This window comes from Arthrobacter sp. HMSC08H08, assembly GCF_001807575.1.
Lineage (GTDB): Bacteria > Actinomycetota > Actinomycetes > Actinomycetales > Micrococcaceae > Pseudoglutamicibacter > Pseudoglutamicibacter albus.
In genome coordinates, this window is record NZ_KV789394.1 from 156731 (window position 1) to 172234 (window position 15504).

The 15504-nt window shown below is 60.8% G+C and carries 14 protein-coding genes; 9 read left to right on the top strand and 5 right to left on the bottom strand.

Annotation, left to right across the window (positions count from 1 at the left end; translation table 11 throughout):
• Positions 1-177 precede the first annotated feature (177 nt).
• The 4 genes from HMPREF3175_RS06535 to HMPREF3175_RS06550 all read left to right on the top strand — a co-directional run bounded on the left by HMPREF3175_RS06535 (position 178) and on the right by HMPREF3175_RS06550 (position 3685).
• Positions 178-933: a FadR/GntR family transcriptional regulator gene (locus HMPREF3175_RS06535; protein ID WP_052048434.1), complete on the top strand. Its 756-nt coding sequence runs from the start codon at positions 178-180 to the stop codon at positions 931-933.
• A gap of 120 nt (positions 934-1053) precedes the next feature.
• Positions 1054-1872, top strand: coding sequence for an enoyl-CoA hydratase/isomerase family protein (locus tag HMPREF3175_RS06540; protein ID WP_035756033.1), 819 nt, complete (start codon positions 1054-1056; stop codon positions 1870-1872).
• Between the two features lie 35 nt (positions 1873-1907).
• Positions 1908-2870: a carbohydrate kinase family protein gene (locus tag HMPREF3175_RS06545; RefSeq protein ID WP_052048433.1), complete on the top strand. Its 963-nt coding sequence runs from the start codon at positions 1908-1910 to the stop codon at positions 2868-2870.
• Positions 2867-3685, top strand: a complete 819-nt coding sequence (locus HMPREF3175_RS06550) for an HAD family hydrolase (protein WP_035756030.1) — start codon at positions 2867-2869, stop codon at positions 3683-3685. Before HMPREF3175_RS06545 ends, HMPREF3175_RS06550 begins: the two co-directional genes overlap by 4 nt.
• Here HMPREF3175_RS06550 and HMPREF3175_RS06555 read toward each other — a convergent pair.
• The gene (locus HMPREF3175_RS06555) at positions 3677-4915 is read right to left on the bottom strand and encodes a hypothetical protein (protein ID WP_035756027.1); all 1239 of its coding nucleotides are present in this window, start codon (positions 4913-4915) and stop codon (positions 3677-3679) included. The genes HMPREF3175_RS06550 and HMPREF3175_RS06555 overlap by 9 nt on opposite strands.
• A gap of 51 nt (positions 4916-4966) precedes the next feature.
• The gene (locus tag HMPREF3175_RS06560) at positions 4967-6307 is read right to left on the bottom strand and encodes a uracil-xanthine permease family protein (RefSeq protein WP_070491336.1); all 1341 of its coding nucleotides are present in this window, start codon (positions 6305-6307) and stop codon (positions 4967-4969) included.
• Between the two features lie 141 nt (positions 6308-6448).
• On the opposite strand from HMPREF3175_RS06560, the gene HMPREF3175_RS06565 reads away from it, so the two are divergent.
• The gene (locus tag HMPREF3175_RS06565; RefSeq protein WP_070491338.1) at positions 6449-7888 is read left to right on the top strand and encodes an aldehyde dehydrogenase family protein; all 1440 of its coding nucleotides are present in this window, start codon (positions 6449-6451) and stop codon (positions 7886-7888) included.
• 4 nt (positions 7889-7892) lie between these two features.
• Here the strand turns inward: HMPREF3175_RS06565 and HMPREF3175_RS06570 are convergent, their stop codons facing one another.
• Complete coding sequence (locus tag HMPREF3175_RS06570) at positions 7893-9485, bottom strand: amidase (protein ID WP_070491339.1); 1593 nt, start codon at positions 9483-9485, stop codon at positions 7893-7895.
• Between the two features lie 192 nt (positions 9486-9677).
• On the opposite strand from HMPREF3175_RS06570, the gene HMPREF3175_RS06575 reads away from it, so the two are divergent.
• On the top strand, positions 9678-10007 hold the full coding sequence (locus HMPREF3175_RS06575; protein WP_035756021.1) for a rhodanese-like domain-containing protein: 330 nt from the start codon (positions 9678-9680) through the stop codon (positions 10005-10007).
• A gap of 128 nt (positions 10008-10135) precedes the next feature.
• Positions 10136-11110, top strand: a complete 975-nt coding sequence (gene pheA / locus HMPREF3175_RS06580) for a prephenate dehydratase (protein WP_370991839.1) — start codon at positions 10136-10138, stop codon at positions 11108-11110.
• 4 nt (positions 11111-11114) lie between these two features.
• On the opposite strand, the gene HMPREF3175_RS06585 is transcribed toward pheA, so the two are convergent.
• Entirely contained in the window at positions 11115-12119 is a 1005-nt protein-coding gene (locus HMPREF3175_RS06585) for a diacylglycerol/lipid kinase family protein (RefSeq protein WP_070491343.1), read from the bottom strand.
• A 137-nt stretch (positions 12120-12256) separates the two neighbouring features.
• Here HMPREF3175_RS06585 and serS point away from each other — a divergent pair, with 137 nt between their 5' ends.
• On the top strand, positions 12257-13549 hold the full coding sequence (gene serS / locus HMPREF3175_RS06590) for a serine--tRNA ligase (protein WP_035756018.1): 1293 nt from the start codon (positions 12257-12259) through the stop codon (positions 13547-13549).
• 62 nt (positions 13550-13611) lie between these two features.
• The gene (locus HMPREF3175_RS06595; RefSeq protein ID WP_141742483.1) at positions 13612-14457 is read left to right on the top strand and encodes an HAD family hydrolase; all 846 of its coding nucleotides are present in this window, start codon (positions 13612-13614) and stop codon (positions 14455-14457) included.
• Here the strand turns inward: HMPREF3175_RS06595 and HMPREF3175_RS06600 are convergent.
• Complete coding sequence (locus HMPREF3175_RS06600) at positions 14454-15374, bottom strand: LysR family transcriptional regulator (RefSeq protein WP_070491344.1); 921 nt, start codon at positions 15372-15374, stop codon at positions 14454-14456. The genes HMPREF3175_RS06595 and HMPREF3175_RS06600 overlap by 4 nt on opposite strands.
• Positions 15375-15504: the final 130 nt, after the last annotated feature.

Sequence of the window (15504 nt, forward strand, 5' to 3'; positions counted from 1 at the left end):
GCTTATTCCGAATAAATCCATCTAACAAATTTCGTTCGTCAAAATGGGAGCGATATTTGCGCAAGGTATGTGGGAAATAAGTCAGGTCGGATAGTGACACCTATCAGCATCAAATGACTGGCGGCTCATAGCTATCCGTGACCTCACACAAGAAAAACATCAGGAGAATTCAACCAAATGGCCACAGCTGACCATGACAATCTGAAACAGACCATCAATGAGGGCATAGGATCTTCCTCGCACGTTCTGCGCAACACGGTTGTCGCGAACCTTGGACGGCGCATCGTTCATGGCGAGATCGGCACTGGCTCACGCTTCACGCTCGATGACATCCAGGACCATTTCGACGTGTCCCGCACGGTGGCACGCGACGCGATGCGCATCCTGGAATCTATGGGCCTGATGTACGCCAAGCGCCGCGTGGGCCTCATTGTTACCGGCCTGGAGCACTGGCGTGTGCACGACCCGCAGGTCATCACGTGGCGATTGTCCGGCCCAGACGGTGACACTCAGTTCCGTGAGCTGACTGAGCTGCGCCGCGCGATCGAGCCGATGGCGGCTGCTGGTGCCGCGATCCACGCCCCACGCGAAGTCAAGAACGACATCATTGCGTTGGCTGGCCAGTTGCGTGACACCGCTGCGTCGAATGACATGGAAGCGTTCGTGCGCACGGACACCGAGTTTCATGAGCTGATTTACCGTTACAGCGGAAACTCGTTGTTCCGCATGTCTGGGCATGTGATCCAGCAGATTATGCGCCGCAGCTTGACCGTTAACGGTGAGCTTGTGTCTCCGAGTGAAGCGGTGCTGGATCAGCATGACGCTCTCGCTCTTGCGATCTCTTCCGGTAGCGCTGAGCGCGCTCGGGAGGCGAGCGAATGGATTACGAGCGAAGCTAACCGCACCGCGCACACTGAGCGTGAGGCCGCCTAGCAGCCTCGCTACCGCGACACCCCTCTAGGTGTTACTTTCTAAAGGTGACAATGGGCACACTTCGGTGCACCCTGGTAATAGTCAGGAAGAATCGATTGCTCATCCGGCAGAAGGTGAACCATGGAATTTGGGGAGTTCTCAACAGTAAACGTTTCTGAGCGTGGAAGCGCTCTGCTTGTGAGCATCAACAGGCCGCGGGCGATGAATGCGCTCTCGACCCAGGTGGTCGCTGACCTCGATGCCGTGGTCACCACGTGCTCCCAGTTGCTGGAAACAGCGTCCGAGTCCGGGTGGCCGTTCCGTGCTGTGATTATCACCGGTGAAGGTGAGAAGGCTTTCGCGGCAGGGGCCGACATCGTTGAGATGAGCGAGTACGGCTCAGAAGAAGCACGCGCCTACGCCGAGTCGATGCATCAGGTCACGCTCGCGTTGGAGGCGTTGCCGGTTCCGGTGATCGCTGCGGTGAACGGTCACGCGCTCGGTGGCGGCTGCGAGCTGGCGTTGGCGTGCGATTGGATCATCGCGTCTGAGAACGCCTCGTTCGGCCAACCTGAGATCACGTTGGGGATCATCCCGGGTTTCGGCGGCTGTGTGCGTTTGCCGCGCCGCGTCCCGTTGGGTGTGGCTCGCGAGATGATCCTGACGGGTAACCCGTTGCGCGCACAGCGTGCTCTGGAGGTCGGCCTGGTCAACTGCGTGTGCCCAGATAAGGATGCGCTGCTTGAGTGCGCTGATGAGCTGGTTGCTTCGGTTGCACAGCGCTCCCCGGTTGCTGTTGCCCAAGCTAAGCTAACGATGGCCAAGGCGGATGCGCTCACGGTCCGTGATGGTTTGGATGTTGAGTTGGGCGCGTTCTCTGCCGTGTTCGGTTCTGAGGATTCGCGTGTAGGGCGGCAGGCTTTCGTGGATAAGCAGACCGCTCAGTTCCCGGGTCGGTAACCAAGACGGTGAGTGATGGTTACAGGGATACTGGCATGTTGGTGATCGGTGAGGCGCTCGTCGATATTCTTCAAAAGACTGACGGCAGCGTTGCGGCGTACACAGGCGGTTCGCCGCTGAACGTCGCTATGGGTTTGGCCCGTTACGGGGCCCAGGTGACGTTTGCGACGCGTCTGGGTGATGACGATGCCGCGCACGTTGTTTTGGAGACGTTGGCGCGTGAGGGCGTTGAGGTCTTCACTCCGCCTTTGCGTGGAGCCACGACTGTTGCGCGCGGCCAGGTGGACTCCGATGGTCAGGCGGATTATCTTTTTGAGTCACTCACGTGGGATCTAGGCCCGGCTGATGATGAGTTGGCTGCGTTGGCGACTGACGCGTCGGTGGTTCATTCGGGCTCGCTTGCGGTTTCGTTGGATCCGGGGCGCTTCGCCGTGTTGAACGCGATGCGGGCGGCCCGTGGGCGTGCGCTGGTGACGTTTGATCCGAATGTGCGCCCTGATACGGCGGGGACCCGTGAGGTCGAGGCTGAGCGTATCGAGGAGGTTGTTGCGCTGGCTGATGTGGTGCGGGCCTCTGACGAGGATTTGGAGTGGCTGTATCCGCAATGCCCTGCTGTTGATACGGCGCGTAGGTGGCTTTCGATGGGCCCTTCGCTTGTTGTGGTGACGAGCGGGGGTAGTGACGCGTTGGCTATGACTCACGAGCATCTTGTGACGCGTGCGGCTCATTCGGTTGATGTGGTGGACACGGTGGGTGCAGGGGACGCTGTAATGGCTGCGTTGATTTCTGCCTTGGTGGATGCCGGTTGTGGCGGTATTGGTGCGGCTGAGCGGGTGCAGGGCTTGTCTGAGGGACAGGTTTCGCGTCTGTTAGATGTCGCGTTGGCGGCGGGTGCGTTGGCGGTTGAGTCTGAGGGGCCTGATGGGCCCTCGCGTGAGCAGCTTTTGAGTGTTGTTGGTCCGGTGGCGGATGGCGGCAGGGAGGGGGTGTTGCTGTGAAGCTTTTGGCGACTGACCTGGATGGGACGGTTGTGCGTCGTGATGGGACGATGTCTGACCGTACTGTTGAGGCTTTGCACGCCGCGCGTGCCGCGGGTGTGCACGTGGTTTTGGTGACGGGGCGGCCGTTGCGGTGGCTTGGGTCGGTGCGTGAGCGTTTGGGTGATCTGGGGCCGGTGATCGCCTATAACGGCGCTGTTTTGTTCGATGATTCGCGTGGCGTGGTGGTGGATGCTGCGGAGATTGATGCGGCTGCGATGCGTGAGGCGCGGGAGCGGATTCTGCGTGCGGCTCCGGATGCATTGTTCGCGGCAGAGACGTTGGAGGGGATTGTTGCGGAGCCGGGGTTCATTCCAGCTCAGGCTCGCGCGGGTTTTGTTGATGCGGGCGCGCGTGTTTCGGATTCGGGTCTGGATTTCGATGCGGCGGTTGCTCAGCGTACTGTGAAGCTTTTGGCTAAGCGGCCCTCGGGTAAGGCTTCGGAGTTCGCCGCGGTTGTGGGGCGTGCCGTGGATGATGTTGTGACGATGACGCATTCAGCGTTTGATGTCGCGTTGCTTGAGATGTCAGCCCCGGGGGTTGATAAGGCGGCACGTTTGCGTGATTTCGCGGCGTCTTTGGGGGTTGCGCGTGAGGATGTGTGGGCGTTTGGGGATATGCCTAATGACATCCCGATGCTCGCGTGGGCTGGCACGGGTGTTGCGGTGGGCCCGGATTACCAGGTGGTGGCGGACGCCGCGGATCGTGTGGTTGGCCCAGTGCACGAGGACTCGGTTGCTGTTGAGATTGAACGGGTCCTGAAACGCTTAGCTTAGAGCCGACCGGCGCCCGTGGCGGCGCCCGTTTCTGCTAGCCCCGCTCCTACTAGCGTTGTTCCTGCTGTTTCCGTTCCGGTTGTCGCTGTTCCCGCCATCACCGTTCCCGCGGGCGACGTTCCTGCCAGCGCCGTTTGCGCGGGCGCTATTTCCATTGGCGCGGTGGTTGTGGTGGCGTGGGTCTGAATCGACCGCGTAGTGCAGGAGTGCGCGGAGTTCGCCTGCGTATTTCGTTTGGGTTTCAGGCGGGGCGTCACGCATGAGCTCCATGAGCGCCAGATAGTTCCGCACGTGCGCAAGCAGGGTTGCTGGGATGAGGTAGTCCAGCAGGTTCTCTGGTGAAACAGGGGAGTCCGCGGCGAGTGGGGTGATGTAGTTGACCAGCAGGGAGCGCATCGGTTCCTGGAGTGGTTCTGTGCGTAGCACGTTGCCGAGTTCCAGCGCGATCCCTGCGATCGCGAGCAGCGGGTTGGTGAAGGTTGCCCCGCTCCAGCCAACGAACATGATGGGGTTGCGGTGGGAGTCCGGTAGCAGGATGCTTCTGCTTTCCGGGTTGAGCTGGTTATAGACCAGGGGGAGCTTGGTCGAGGCGAGCGCGGCGGAGGCGTCCTTGAGGTGACGTGATTCACGCCGGAGGAAGTCCAGGGTTGTGGGCTCGATCCATAGCGGGTGGTAGTCCGGCATGCTCTCGTGGATGTCGAGCGCGTCTGTGTACAGGTCTGGCCAGGACTCATCGGTGTAGGCGAGCGCTCCGAGGTTCATGAGGCGGTCCTGGCTGGTGGCCGTGGCCTGGTGCAGATCCGATGCCTCGGTCAGTACCCGTCCAATGAGTTTGGTGGCTGCTTCGGCATCTTTAGGGCTCAGCGTGGAGCTGCGGCGCTTGCCGTGTTGCCGTTGCGGCATGAGGTCGGAGAGCGGGGTTCCGATGCCGGGGGTTAGGATCCAGCCTTGTTCGGGCTCAACCGCGATGGGGACGGGGACGTGGCCTTTCGTGACGGCGGCCAGATGTGCTGACAGCGTCGCTTCCGCGGCTCGCGCGGGAGCGGTGGCCTTGAAATAGATGGTCCCCTCGGGTGTATCGATGCTGTAGACGGCCGCCGCGAGGGTTGCTGTGACAGGTTTGAGGCGGGCTACACACTCGATACCGAGGGTGTCGAGAGCACGCTGAATCCAGCCGCGGGCAGTGTCTTTCCACCCTGCGGCTTTCCAGGTGTCTTCCCATTCACTCATATCTGTACCATCTTAGGTTGGCCCGGCCTTCTTGTGTACCTCTCGGATCTACTAGCCTAGCTTGCCTGGCTGGGCGCCTTGAGGCTCGTCTACGTGGGTGGGGACGGTCTTACGCCACAACGCAATTCCTCGCATCACGTGATAAATCAGCAGGGTTGCGATGGTTCCCAACGCGATCCCGTCCAGCGTCAGGCCCGCGATCATCAGGACGTTATCGCCGCCGTTGAGTGCGATCGCGATGATGAGGCCCGCGCCCGCGGTCATGAGGTTGATCGGGTTGCCGAAATCCACTTGGTTTTGAACCCAGATGCGGGCACCCATGATCCCGATCATCCCGTAGAGCACGATGCCCGCCCCGCCGAGCACGCCCGGAGGGATGGTTGCGATGACGGCCCCGAATTTAGGCATGAAAGACAACACGATCGCCACGAAACCAGCGATCCAATACGCCGCGGTGGAATACACTCGCGAGGAAGCCATGACGCCGATGTTCTCTGCATAGGTCGTGGTGCCCGAGCCGCCAGCAGAGCCTGCGAGCATGGTCGCAATACCGTCACCCATCAGGGTTTTACCGTTGAGGTGATCGTAGCTTTTGCCCGTCATGACGCCCACGGTGCGGACGTGGCCCACGTTCTCCGCGATCAGGACGAACAGAACCGGCAGGAACAGCAGGATCACGTGCAGATCAAACGTCGGGGTGTGGAACGCTGGCAAACCAACCCACGCGGCCTCCTTGACGGGCGCGAAGTCGATCTCGCCCTGAGGCAGTGCCACGAGGTAGCCGATCACGATGCCCAACAGGATCGACAACCGTCCCAACATTCCGCGGAACAGAACCGAACAGATTACTACCGCGGCCATCGTGCTGAAGGTCGTGAGCGTGTATTCCTTCATTTTCGGCACGGTCGAACCGGCAAGGTTAAGCCCGATGAGCGCGACGATGGTCCCCATGACCGCCGGCGGCATGAGCGCGTGAATCCAGCCCGTACCGGTACGGTTGACAATTACGCCCACCAAGAACAGAGCGAAACCCGTAACAAGCACACCACCGAGTGCCGCACCGAAGTTGTCCCGGCCAGGCCCCATCGCAGCGCTGACCGGCGCAATGAACGCGAACGAAGAACCGAGATAACTCGGGATCCGGTTGCCCGTAACCAACAAGAAAATAATGGTTCCAAGCCCCGAGAACAACAGTGTTGTGGTGACAGGGAAGCCCGTGAGAGCCGGAACTAGAACCGTGGCTCCAAACATCGCCATGACATGCTGAACACCGATGCCGATAGTCTGCGGCCAGTGGAGGCGCTCATCCGGGGCAACAGCTGTATTCGGTGAAACCGTGCGGCCATCGCCGTGCACAGTCCAACTGAACACAGGCTTGCTTTTCTTGGGCATGGAACTTCCTGAATGGCGCCAAAAATGGCACCGTTAAAACATGTGGGGCTGAACGAGTATCTTACTCTTCAGTACGCGAAGAAACTAACTCGTAACTCAGATGTCCTTGGCCGGCCGATACCCACCCCATAGGATCGAAATATGATGGCCACCAATCAGACTCCCGAGAACGCCGCCCGCATCCGTACCGCCCCAGACGACGCGGAGAACCGCGGGATCCAGGAGACCGTGGCGCACCTGCGCGAAGGCGCGCTCTCCCGGATCGCTCACGTGCGTCGCTTCAGGATCGCTCAACTCGATGCTCTCGAGGCGATGCTCGCTGAAAACCGCGAGGAACTACTCGAAGCGCTCGCGCAAGACCTCGGTAAGTCTGAAACCGAATCCTCCGTGGCCGAGCTGCAGGTTGTTGAAGGCGAAATCGCGCACGCCCGCCGCCACCTCGATGACTGGATGATGCGCCGCAAAGTATCTTCACCCATCGCGCTCGCGCCAGCATCAGCCACCGTGATGCCGCGGCCTAAAGGGCTCGTGCTCATCATCTCGCCGTGGAACTACCCCGTGAACCTCACGCTCGCCCCACTCGTAGCAGCGCTCGCGGCGGGCTGCTGCGCCGTGATCAAGCCGAGCGAACTCGCGCCAGCCACAGCACAGATCCTGACTGAACTGATCCCTAAATACCTTGACCACCGCACCGTGGCCGTCATCAACGGTGGGGCAGAGGAAACCCAAGAGCTACTGAAGGAACAGTGGGACCACATTTTCTTCACCGGCTCAGAAAAAGTGGGGCGCATCGTCTACCGTGCCGCAGCCGAACAAATGACCCCGTGCACACTCGAACTCGGGGGCAAGAGCCCCGTAGTGGTTGTGGACGGCAACATCAAGACCGCGGCACGCCGCATCGCCTACGGCAAGTTCATGAACGCCGGGCAGACATGCGTGGCACCGGACTACATTCTCGCGGTGGGTTCACGCGTGAGCCGGGCGCTGGAAAAAGAACTGCCGGCCGCGATCCAGCAGTTCTACGGGACAGACCCGCAACAATCCCCGGACTATCCACGCATCATCACCACACGCCACGCAGAACGCCTTAAAGGCTTCCTCGACCAAGGCCGCGTGGTCACCGGCGGAACCACCGATATTGAAGACCGCTACATCGCCCCGACCGTGCTTGCCGATGTTGAGCCGGACCAGCCCGTGATGCAAGAAGAGATCTTCGGGCCCATCCTGCCGATCATCACGGTGGAAACCTTCGATGACGCCCTCGACTTCATCGAAGACAGGCCAGACCCGCTGGCCGCCTACCTGTTCTCAGGCAAGGCAGGGCTCCAGCGGATCTTCGAAGACTACGTGCGCGCAGGCGGGGTGTGCATCAACGCGACCGTGATCCAACTAGCGATCCCGTCCCTACCATTCGGCGGCATCGGAGCCTCCGGGATCGGTCAGTACCACGGCAAAGCCGGCTTCGACGAGTTCAGCCAAGACCGCCCAACCCTCTCCAAGCCGCTGCGCTTCGATACCCTGCGGGTCGCCTACCCGCCATATAAGGGAACCAAATCGAAGCTCCTCAAAGAGCTGCTGTAGGGAGCTAGATCAGGCCGGCTGAGGCCAACTCGCGTTGCATGAGAGCCGCGATGCACAACAGGTGGACTTCCGAACCCATCCGGCCAATCAACTGAGCCGACATCGAGAACCCATCAGGGGTCCACCCCACCGGAACCGTCACGGCCGGAACCCCAGCCACGTTCACCATCGACGTGTACGGGGTATACAGGCACTGTAAGCGGTAGTCCGTCTCGGCATCGTTGTCGATGAAATAACCGAGCGGCGGCGGGGTTTCAGCCATCGCAGGAGTCACCACGACATCGAAGGAACCCCACGCGGTGGACATCGAACCACCGATCTCCAGAAGCCGCTCGTTGGCCCGTTCTTGTTCGTTCTCTGAGCGGGCCTGCGCCTCCGCGCGGAACGATGCCGCCAACTCGCCCAGCTTGTCCTCATACGGGATCGGAGTGCGCCCCAACCAGGCCGTCCACACCTTCCGGAAAGTTTCGTCATAATCACTCGGGGCCTGCCACGGGGACTCCTCGACATCGGCACCCAGGCGCTCCAGAACCGCGCAAGCCCGCGCAAACGCGGCCTCAGCGGCAGCAGAAATCTCAACCGGCAACGCGGAATCGAAAGCGCTGGTGCGCGTGAAACCCACATGCAACCCAGCCAGGCCCTCCGAATGGTCCAACGCAGCTTCTACGGAATCCAGCGCCGGGGTAGCGGAATGGCCAGCGGCCAGCCGCGAACGGTCAAAAAGCAATCCATCCAGCATCAACGCGGCATCCCGTGCATCTCGACCCAACGGGCCAGTGACCGATAGCTTCGGAGCACCCCAACGGTCGATCGGTGACGCCGCACCGGTTTCATCCGTGATGTCTTCGACCATCGCGCCGCGGCCCAACTTCAGACCAATCAGCCCGGTGGCTGAAGCCGGAATGCGAACCGAACCCCCACCATCACTACCCGGAGCGACCGGCATCAAACCGCCAGCAACTGCCGCCGCAGACCCACCCGAAGAACCGCCCGGAGTCCGGGAAACATCCAAAGGATTCTTAGCCGGCGGAAGGATCGGGTTCTCCGAATGGCACGAAAGCAGAAACTCCGGAACCGAGGTCTTAGCAAACAGATTCGCCCCAGCTGAACGCAAACGCGCAGCATGTAGCCCATCCTCGCCCGCCACTACATGGTCCATCGAGGCGGAACCATACGTAGTAGGCAGACCGGCAATATCGAGGCCATCCTTCAACCCCATCGGCAAGCCAAGCAACGGCGGAACCCGCTTACCCAGGGAAGCCGCTGAGGTCGCTGAAGACGATGACGCTGAGTCACCGCCCGTAGAGTCACTGCCGCTGGAGTTAGCGCCGTCGGCCGGGCTGCCGGATGAGTCCCGGTAACCAGCCAGCGCATCGTCGGCTTCACGCGCTTGCGCCAGCAACATGTCCTCATCCCACGTCACGACAGCGTTCAGGTCAGGGTTCTTAGACCGCACCCGTTCAGCAACATCGTGGGCAAGCTCAACCGCGGAAACTTCGCCCGCAAGCAAGCTGTTTCTCAACTGGACGGCCAACGGCAAACCATCATCAACCCTGCGCGGAACACCAGACAACGCTTCTGGAATCTCAAAACTCATACACCCATGATGCCAACCCATATCCACCACGTCACACGAACGCCACGAAAACTAACACCACCCTGAAAACAAATCGCACAGAGAGACTCGATACAGTGAGAAATCTGTAGGCTGGGAACCACCGGCACCCGGACACACAGTTTCCGGGGCACGCAACACAGCTACCGGGACACCGTCAGCAAGGAGCACAGCATGTCAGACCTCTTCGAAAACGTCAGCGTCAGCGACGTCCCAGATGGTGCAGCCATCCTCGATGTCCGCGAACAAGACGAATGGGACGCAGGGCATATCGTCGGGGCACGCCACCTCCCACTCAGCGAACTCATGCAGCGTTACGAAGAGCTCGATCCGGATGAGGACCTCTACATCGTGTGCCGCACCGGTGGCCGTTCGATGCAGGCTTGCGGCTGGCTCGCGAACCAGGGCTACAGCGTCTTCAACATCGCTGGTGGGTCCGGCGCATGGCTTGATGCCGGCAAACCCATCGAAAGCGACAACGGAGAAACCCCGCGCATCAAATAGGGCAGCGCCGGATATGAGACAACACTGTGCATGCCTACCAAACCGTGCATGCATACCAAACTGTGTATGTCCACCAAGGCATACACAGGCGTTGTATGTCGGATTGCTTATATAAGGACAGAGTGAGCGTGAAATACACCTATCTGGGACCAGCCGGAACCTTCTGCGAACAAGCCCTCCTGACACTGCCGGGGCCCGCCGCGGAACCGGAACACAACCGGATCCCGGCCACCAACGTGGACGCAGCACTCCAGCTAGTTCGCACAGGTGAGGTTGATGCGGCCGTTGTGCCGATCGAAAACTCCGTTGAGGGCGGGGTCTCCGCGACCCTCGATGCGATCGCCGCAGGGGATTCGCTCCACATCGTCGCAGAAGCCGTGATCCCCGTGACCTTCCAGCTCGCCGCATTGCCAGAAATCAACGCCCTCGACCAGATCCGCACCATCTCAACCCACGGCCACGCGTGGGCCCAATGCCGGCAATGGGCGCAGAACGCGATCCCGGAGGTCAACTTTCTGCCCGCATCATCCACCGCGGCAGGCGCGCTCGGCCTCCTCGAAGACAACCCCGCCTACCAAGCGGCAATCTGCTCACCCTTGGTCGCCCAACGCCACAACCTCAACGTCCTAGCTGAAGGCATCGAAGACAACCAAGGCGCGGTCACCCGCTTCGTCATGCTCCAAAAACCCGGCCGCATCCCAGGGCCGACCGGGTCCGATAAGTCCACCATCGTCGTCGAACTCACCCACGACCGCCCCGGCGGCCTGCGTGAAATCCTCGACCACTTCGCAACCCGCGGCGTGAACCTCACCCGCATCGAATCCCGCCCCACAGGCCTGGGACTTGGCCAATACTTCTTCTCGATCGACCTCGAAGGCCACATCAGCGAACCCCGCGTCGTAGAAGTGCTCCACGGCCTCCACCGCATCAGCACCTACATCCGCTTCCTCGGCTCCTACCCATCCGCAACCCCGATAGTCGTCAACGTTCCACCACACGCAACCCCCGAGGCCTATCAAGCCGCCGACGCCTGGCTCAACGACATCCTGACAAGCGGCAACCAGGCCGATGCCACCCAAACAGACGGCAACCAGGCGAGGTAGTCGCCTAACTACGCAGAGAATTCAGGGCCTTACGGAAACCGCGCGGCAGCATCGCAAGCAAATCCCCACCAGGAGCACACCGATCCACAGGGCGCGGAACCCGCAAAGTCAGCGCATGCTTGACAACCTCAGTCGTCATGGTCGTGACCTTACCCACCGGGTCACCATCAATCTGAGCCATCACCGGCTTCAAAGGACGCACCGAAATCTTCCGCATCTGAACATGCGCCATCAACCGGGTGCGCAAACGCTTATGCCACAACGTCTTCACACCCACAATCGACCACCCCAACGCAGTACGCGGCCTATACAACACAACATCCTGCACACCATCAGACATCGAAGCACCCGGCGCGAACTCGATACCACCCTGAATGTAGCCAGCGTTCGCCATCACAATCGTGCGGAAATCAACCGTCTCCCACGCACCATCATCAATCCGCACACGAGCCTCCTTAGGGAAACCCGCTAACCGCTGCAAACCAGCCGCAACATAAGCCCCCGGACCAATCAGCCTCTTCAACCGGGAATTCGTGTTCGACATGACCTCCGCATCGATCCCCACACCAGCAGCGACCAAACTCAACTGCGAATCCACAGACTTATCCGGGCCCACCAACTCAACCCGCAAGGCATCCACCCGATACGTCTCCCCCAACAACGCCGTACGGATAGCGCCTGAAACATCGTCCGGATCAATACCCACATTCCGGGCCAACAAATTACCCGTCCCCAACGGCAAAACAGCTAACTCAACATCGCCACGCCCCACCAAATACTCAGCGACCAACCGAACCGTACCGTCACCGCCACCAACAACAATCAGATCAGCGCCCGTAGCCAACGCCTCCGCAGCCTGCCCAGCCCCCGGATCATCCTCCGTCGTCTCAAAAAACAAAGGCTCCGCAATACCCTCCGCCAGCGCAACCTCACGGAACTCATCGCGGATGGCCTCCAAACCGGGCTTACCGCCATTCAAAATCACCGCAGGCTGAACCAACGAACCCACCAAAACCTTCCACTACAACAACCACAAACAGACACAAACGTGCCGTCCCCATAGATTACCGACCAAGCCACCATCCTGTGAACCACATAAGACACAACAAACCCGTCAAGAAGACCGTGACAGGTAGGCTTATAACCATGATCGACTTGAAAGACCTGGCCGAAAACCCAGAGAAATACCGTGCATCCCAACGCGCCCGCGAAGCCGACGAACAACTCGTCGATCGCGTTCTCACGGCCGACGCCGAACGCCGCAGCGCGCTCGCCGAGTTCGAAACACTGAGAGCAGAACAAAAAGCGTTCGGCAAAAAAGTCGCCCAAGCCACAGGCGAAGAAAAACAAGCCCTCCTCGAAGGCGTGAAACAACTCGCAGGCCAAGTCAAAACAGCAGAAGCCGCCGCCAACACAGCCCAAGAACAGCGCGATACGATCGCCGCATCGTTCCCCAACCTCATCATCGACGGCATCCCAACCGGCGGCGAAGACGACTACACCGTCCTCAAAACCGTAGGAACCCCACGCGACTTTAGCGCCGAAGGATTCGAGCCACGCGACCACCTCGAACTCGGTGAAATTCTCGGGGCCATCGACATGGAACGCGGCGCGAAAGTATCCGGCTCCCGCTTCTACTTCCTCAAAGGAGTAGGCGCACGCCTTGAAATGGCGCTCATCAACATGGGTATGGACCTCGCGCTACGCAACGGCTTCGAGCCGATCATCACCCCAACTCTCGTACGCCCACAAACCATGCGCGGTACCGGCTTCGACGTCGAACACGACGACGAAATCTACCGGCTCGAAAAAGACGACCTCTACCTCGTCGGAACATCCGAAGTCGCACTCGCCGGCTACCACGCCGACGAAATCCTCGACCTCACCGCCGGCCCCCTCAAATACGCCGGCTACTCCACCTGCTACCGCCGCGAAGCCGGCTCCGCAGGCAAAGACACCCGCGGCATCATCCGCGTACACCAGTTCAACAAACTCGAAATGTTCGTCTACTGCCAGCAAGAACAAGCAGAAGAACTCCACGAACAACTGCTCGCCTGGGAAGAAGAAATGCTGCAGTCCCTCGGGCTCGCTTACCGCGTCATCGACACCGCGGCAGGCGACCTCGGAACCAGTGCGGCACGCAAATTCGACTGCGAAGCCTGGGTACCAACCCAAGGAACCTACCGCGAACTGACCTCCACATCGAACTGCACCACATTCCAGGCCCGCCGCCTCAACATCCGCGAACGCGTCACCGACGTCGAAGGCAAGAACAAAGGCACCCGCTCCGTAGCAACACTGAACGGGACGCTGGCAACCACCCGCTGGATCGTCGCGATCCTCGAAACCCACCAGAACGCCGACGGCTCCGTGACCATCCCAGAAGTCCTGCGCCCATACATGGGCGGAATGGAAAAACTCGAACCCATCCAGCGCTGAAGACGCACCATCACCTTGAGGGCCCGCCCAATAACGAAACCCCGCTGAAAGAGCAGGTTGAAATGAGTGAGCTTGAGATGACAAAGGTTGAGACAATCGAGACTGGGAACCCTGAGCACAGTCGGTACATGATCTGCCTGGATGTAGACGGCACCATCGTTGACCATTCAGGTGAACTCTTCGAACCCGTCCGTGAGGCCGTCCACGCAGTGAGGCGGGCGGGCCACGAAGTGATCATCGCTACCGGCCGCTCGCTTCCAGCAACCTTGCCGGTCGCGGAAGCCTTAGGCATCGATAAAGGCCACGTGATCTCCTCCAACGGTGGGGTCACAGCCCAACTCGACCCCACGTATTCGCGCGGGTTCTCCGTTGTCGACCGGAGAACCTTCGACCCGGAACCCGCACTGAGGGCCCTCCAGGAAGCCCTGCCGGTAGCGAAGTTCGCCATCGAAACAGACACCGGAGACTTCCTCTCAACCGAACGTTTCCAAGACGCCAGCTTCGGCGTCCAAGCCCGCGGCGTGAGCCTAGAGGAGATGATGCAAGCCGATGCGGTGCGGCTCGTCGTGTTCTCAACCGACTCAACCGCTGAGGACTTCGGCCGCGCCGTCGAAGGCATCGGCCTATCCGGGGTGACCTATGCGGTCGGCTGGTCCGCGTGGCTCGACATCGCAGCCCACGGCGTCACGAAAGGCTCCGCACTCGAAGCGCTACGTTCACGGCTTGGCTTCCCGATCGAAAAGACCGTGGCGGTCGGGGACGGCCGCAACGACATCGAAATGCTCGCCTGGGCCGGACGCGGCGTGGCCATGGGCCAAGCAGTCGAAGAAGTCCGCGCCGCCGCCGGTGAAGTCACAGGCCATGTGGACGAGCACGGGCTCGCCGACGTCCTCAACTCGCTGCTTTAGTCCTCGACTTCGGCGATGGCGCCGCGGACAGCGGCCTCCAGCCGCTTCGCCGCATGCCCCGTATGCCCGGGTGCCCACGGAGCCACCAGCTCCAGATGGCGCGCGAAACGTGCGTTATCAAACGGAACGAGTGCGACGTCGTCGTTGGCCATGTGCTGCGCAAGGAGCGGGATCAAACCCACCGCAAGCCCTGCCCCTACCAGGCCAAGCAGGGATGGAAGATCATCGGTGCGCAGCGTGGAAACATTGAGCTGGAGCCCGGCGTCAGAGAACACGTCCATGACCACCTGATCCATAGGGTCACCCTCTTTGGTGCCTAAAGCCCACTTCTCTTGAGCCAACGGAACCAGGTCTTGAGCGCGGACAACACTCAGCCCAGCCGCCCAATGGTCTGTGGGGACCGCGAGTAAAAGTTCGTCCTCATACAGCGGAATACGTAGGGCGCGCGGCCCAAGCGAGAGCGGATAGCCGTCCACCGCGTAAATGATCGCGGCATCCAAGGCGCGGCGGTTGATGCGCTGGATCAAGTCCGGGCTTTCCTCCAAGGTTGGCTCGACCTCGAAACCCAGCTGCTCAGCGCTACGAACAATCGAGGGCAGAAGCCGCGCCGCCGCGGTAGGGAAGAGGCCCAACGTGAGGCGAGTACGGCCCAGACGAGCAAGATCCCGGGTGTCGCGCAGCGCGGAATCAGACAACGCGAGGATCTCCGCGGCGCGCTCCGCCATGAGCTCACCCGCATGTGTGAGCCGTGTACCGCGCGTATCGCGCACCGTGAGCGGGGCACCCACAGCGCGGTCAAGATTACCCAGGTGATGATCAACCGTGGGCTGCGACCAGCCCAAAGCCCGCGCCGCCTTAGCCACCGAGCCGTGACGAGCTATCGCATCCAGGGCCTGCAACTGCCGCGTATCGAGCATGAACCTGCCTCTATCGTCTTTGGAAGTGAGAGTGGAGCGCCCTAAAGCTGGGTCACCTAGAGCTTGCTGAGTTTGGAATGTGGCGACCCTAGAGCTGGCTGACCCTAGAACTGGTTAAACCGAGGGCCGG

Excerpts from the sequence above, each read along its gene's own strand:
- HMPREF3175_RS06570 (WP_070491339.1), bottom strand. The coding sequence starts at position 9,485 with ATGAGTTTTGAGATTCCAGAAGCGTTGTCTGGTGTTCCGCGCAGGGTT.
- HMPREF3175_RS06540 (WP_035756033.1), top strand. The coding sequence starts at position 1,054 with ATGGAATTTGGGGAGTTCTCAACAGTAAACGTTTCTGAGCGTGGAAGC.
- HMPREF3175_RS06575 (WP_035756021.1), top strand. The coding sequence starts at position 9,678 with ATGTCAGACCTCTTCGAAAACGTCAGCGTCAGCGACGTCCCAGATGGT.
- HMPREF3175_RS06555 (WP_035756027.1), bottom strand. The coding sequence starts at position 4,915 with ATGAGTGAATGGGAAGACACCTGGAAAGCCGCAGGGTGGAAAGACACT.
- HMPREF3175_RS06565 (WP_070491338.1), top strand. The coding sequence starts at position 6,449 with ATGATGGCCACCAATCAGACTCCCGAGAACGCCGCCCGCATCCGTACC.
- HMPREF3175_RS06560 (WP_070491336.1), bottom strand. The coding sequence starts at position 6,307 with ATGCCCAAGAAAAGCAAGCCTGTGTTCAGTTGGACTGTGCACGGCGAT.
- HMPREF3175_RS06595 (WP_141742483.1), top strand. The coding sequence starts at position 13,612 with ATGAGTGAGCTTGAGATGACAAAGGTTGAGACAATCGAGACTGGGAAC.
- HMPREF3175_RS06535 (WP_052048434.1), top strand. The coding sequence starts at position 178 with ATGGCCACAGCTGACCATGACAATCTGAAACAGACCATCAATGAGGGC.
- HMPREF3175_RS06600 (WP_070491344.1), bottom strand. The coding sequence starts at position 15,374 with ATGCTCGATACGCGGCAGTTGCAGGCCCTGGATGCGATAGCTCGTCAC.
- HMPREF3175_RS06545 (WP_052048433.1), top strand. The coding sequence starts at position 1,908 with ATGTTGGTGATCGGTGAGGCGCTCGTCGATATTCTTCAAAAGACTGAC.
- serS (WP_035756018.1), top strand. The coding sequence starts at position 12,257 with ATGATCGACTTGAAAGACCTGGCCGAAAACCCAGAGAAATACCGTGCA.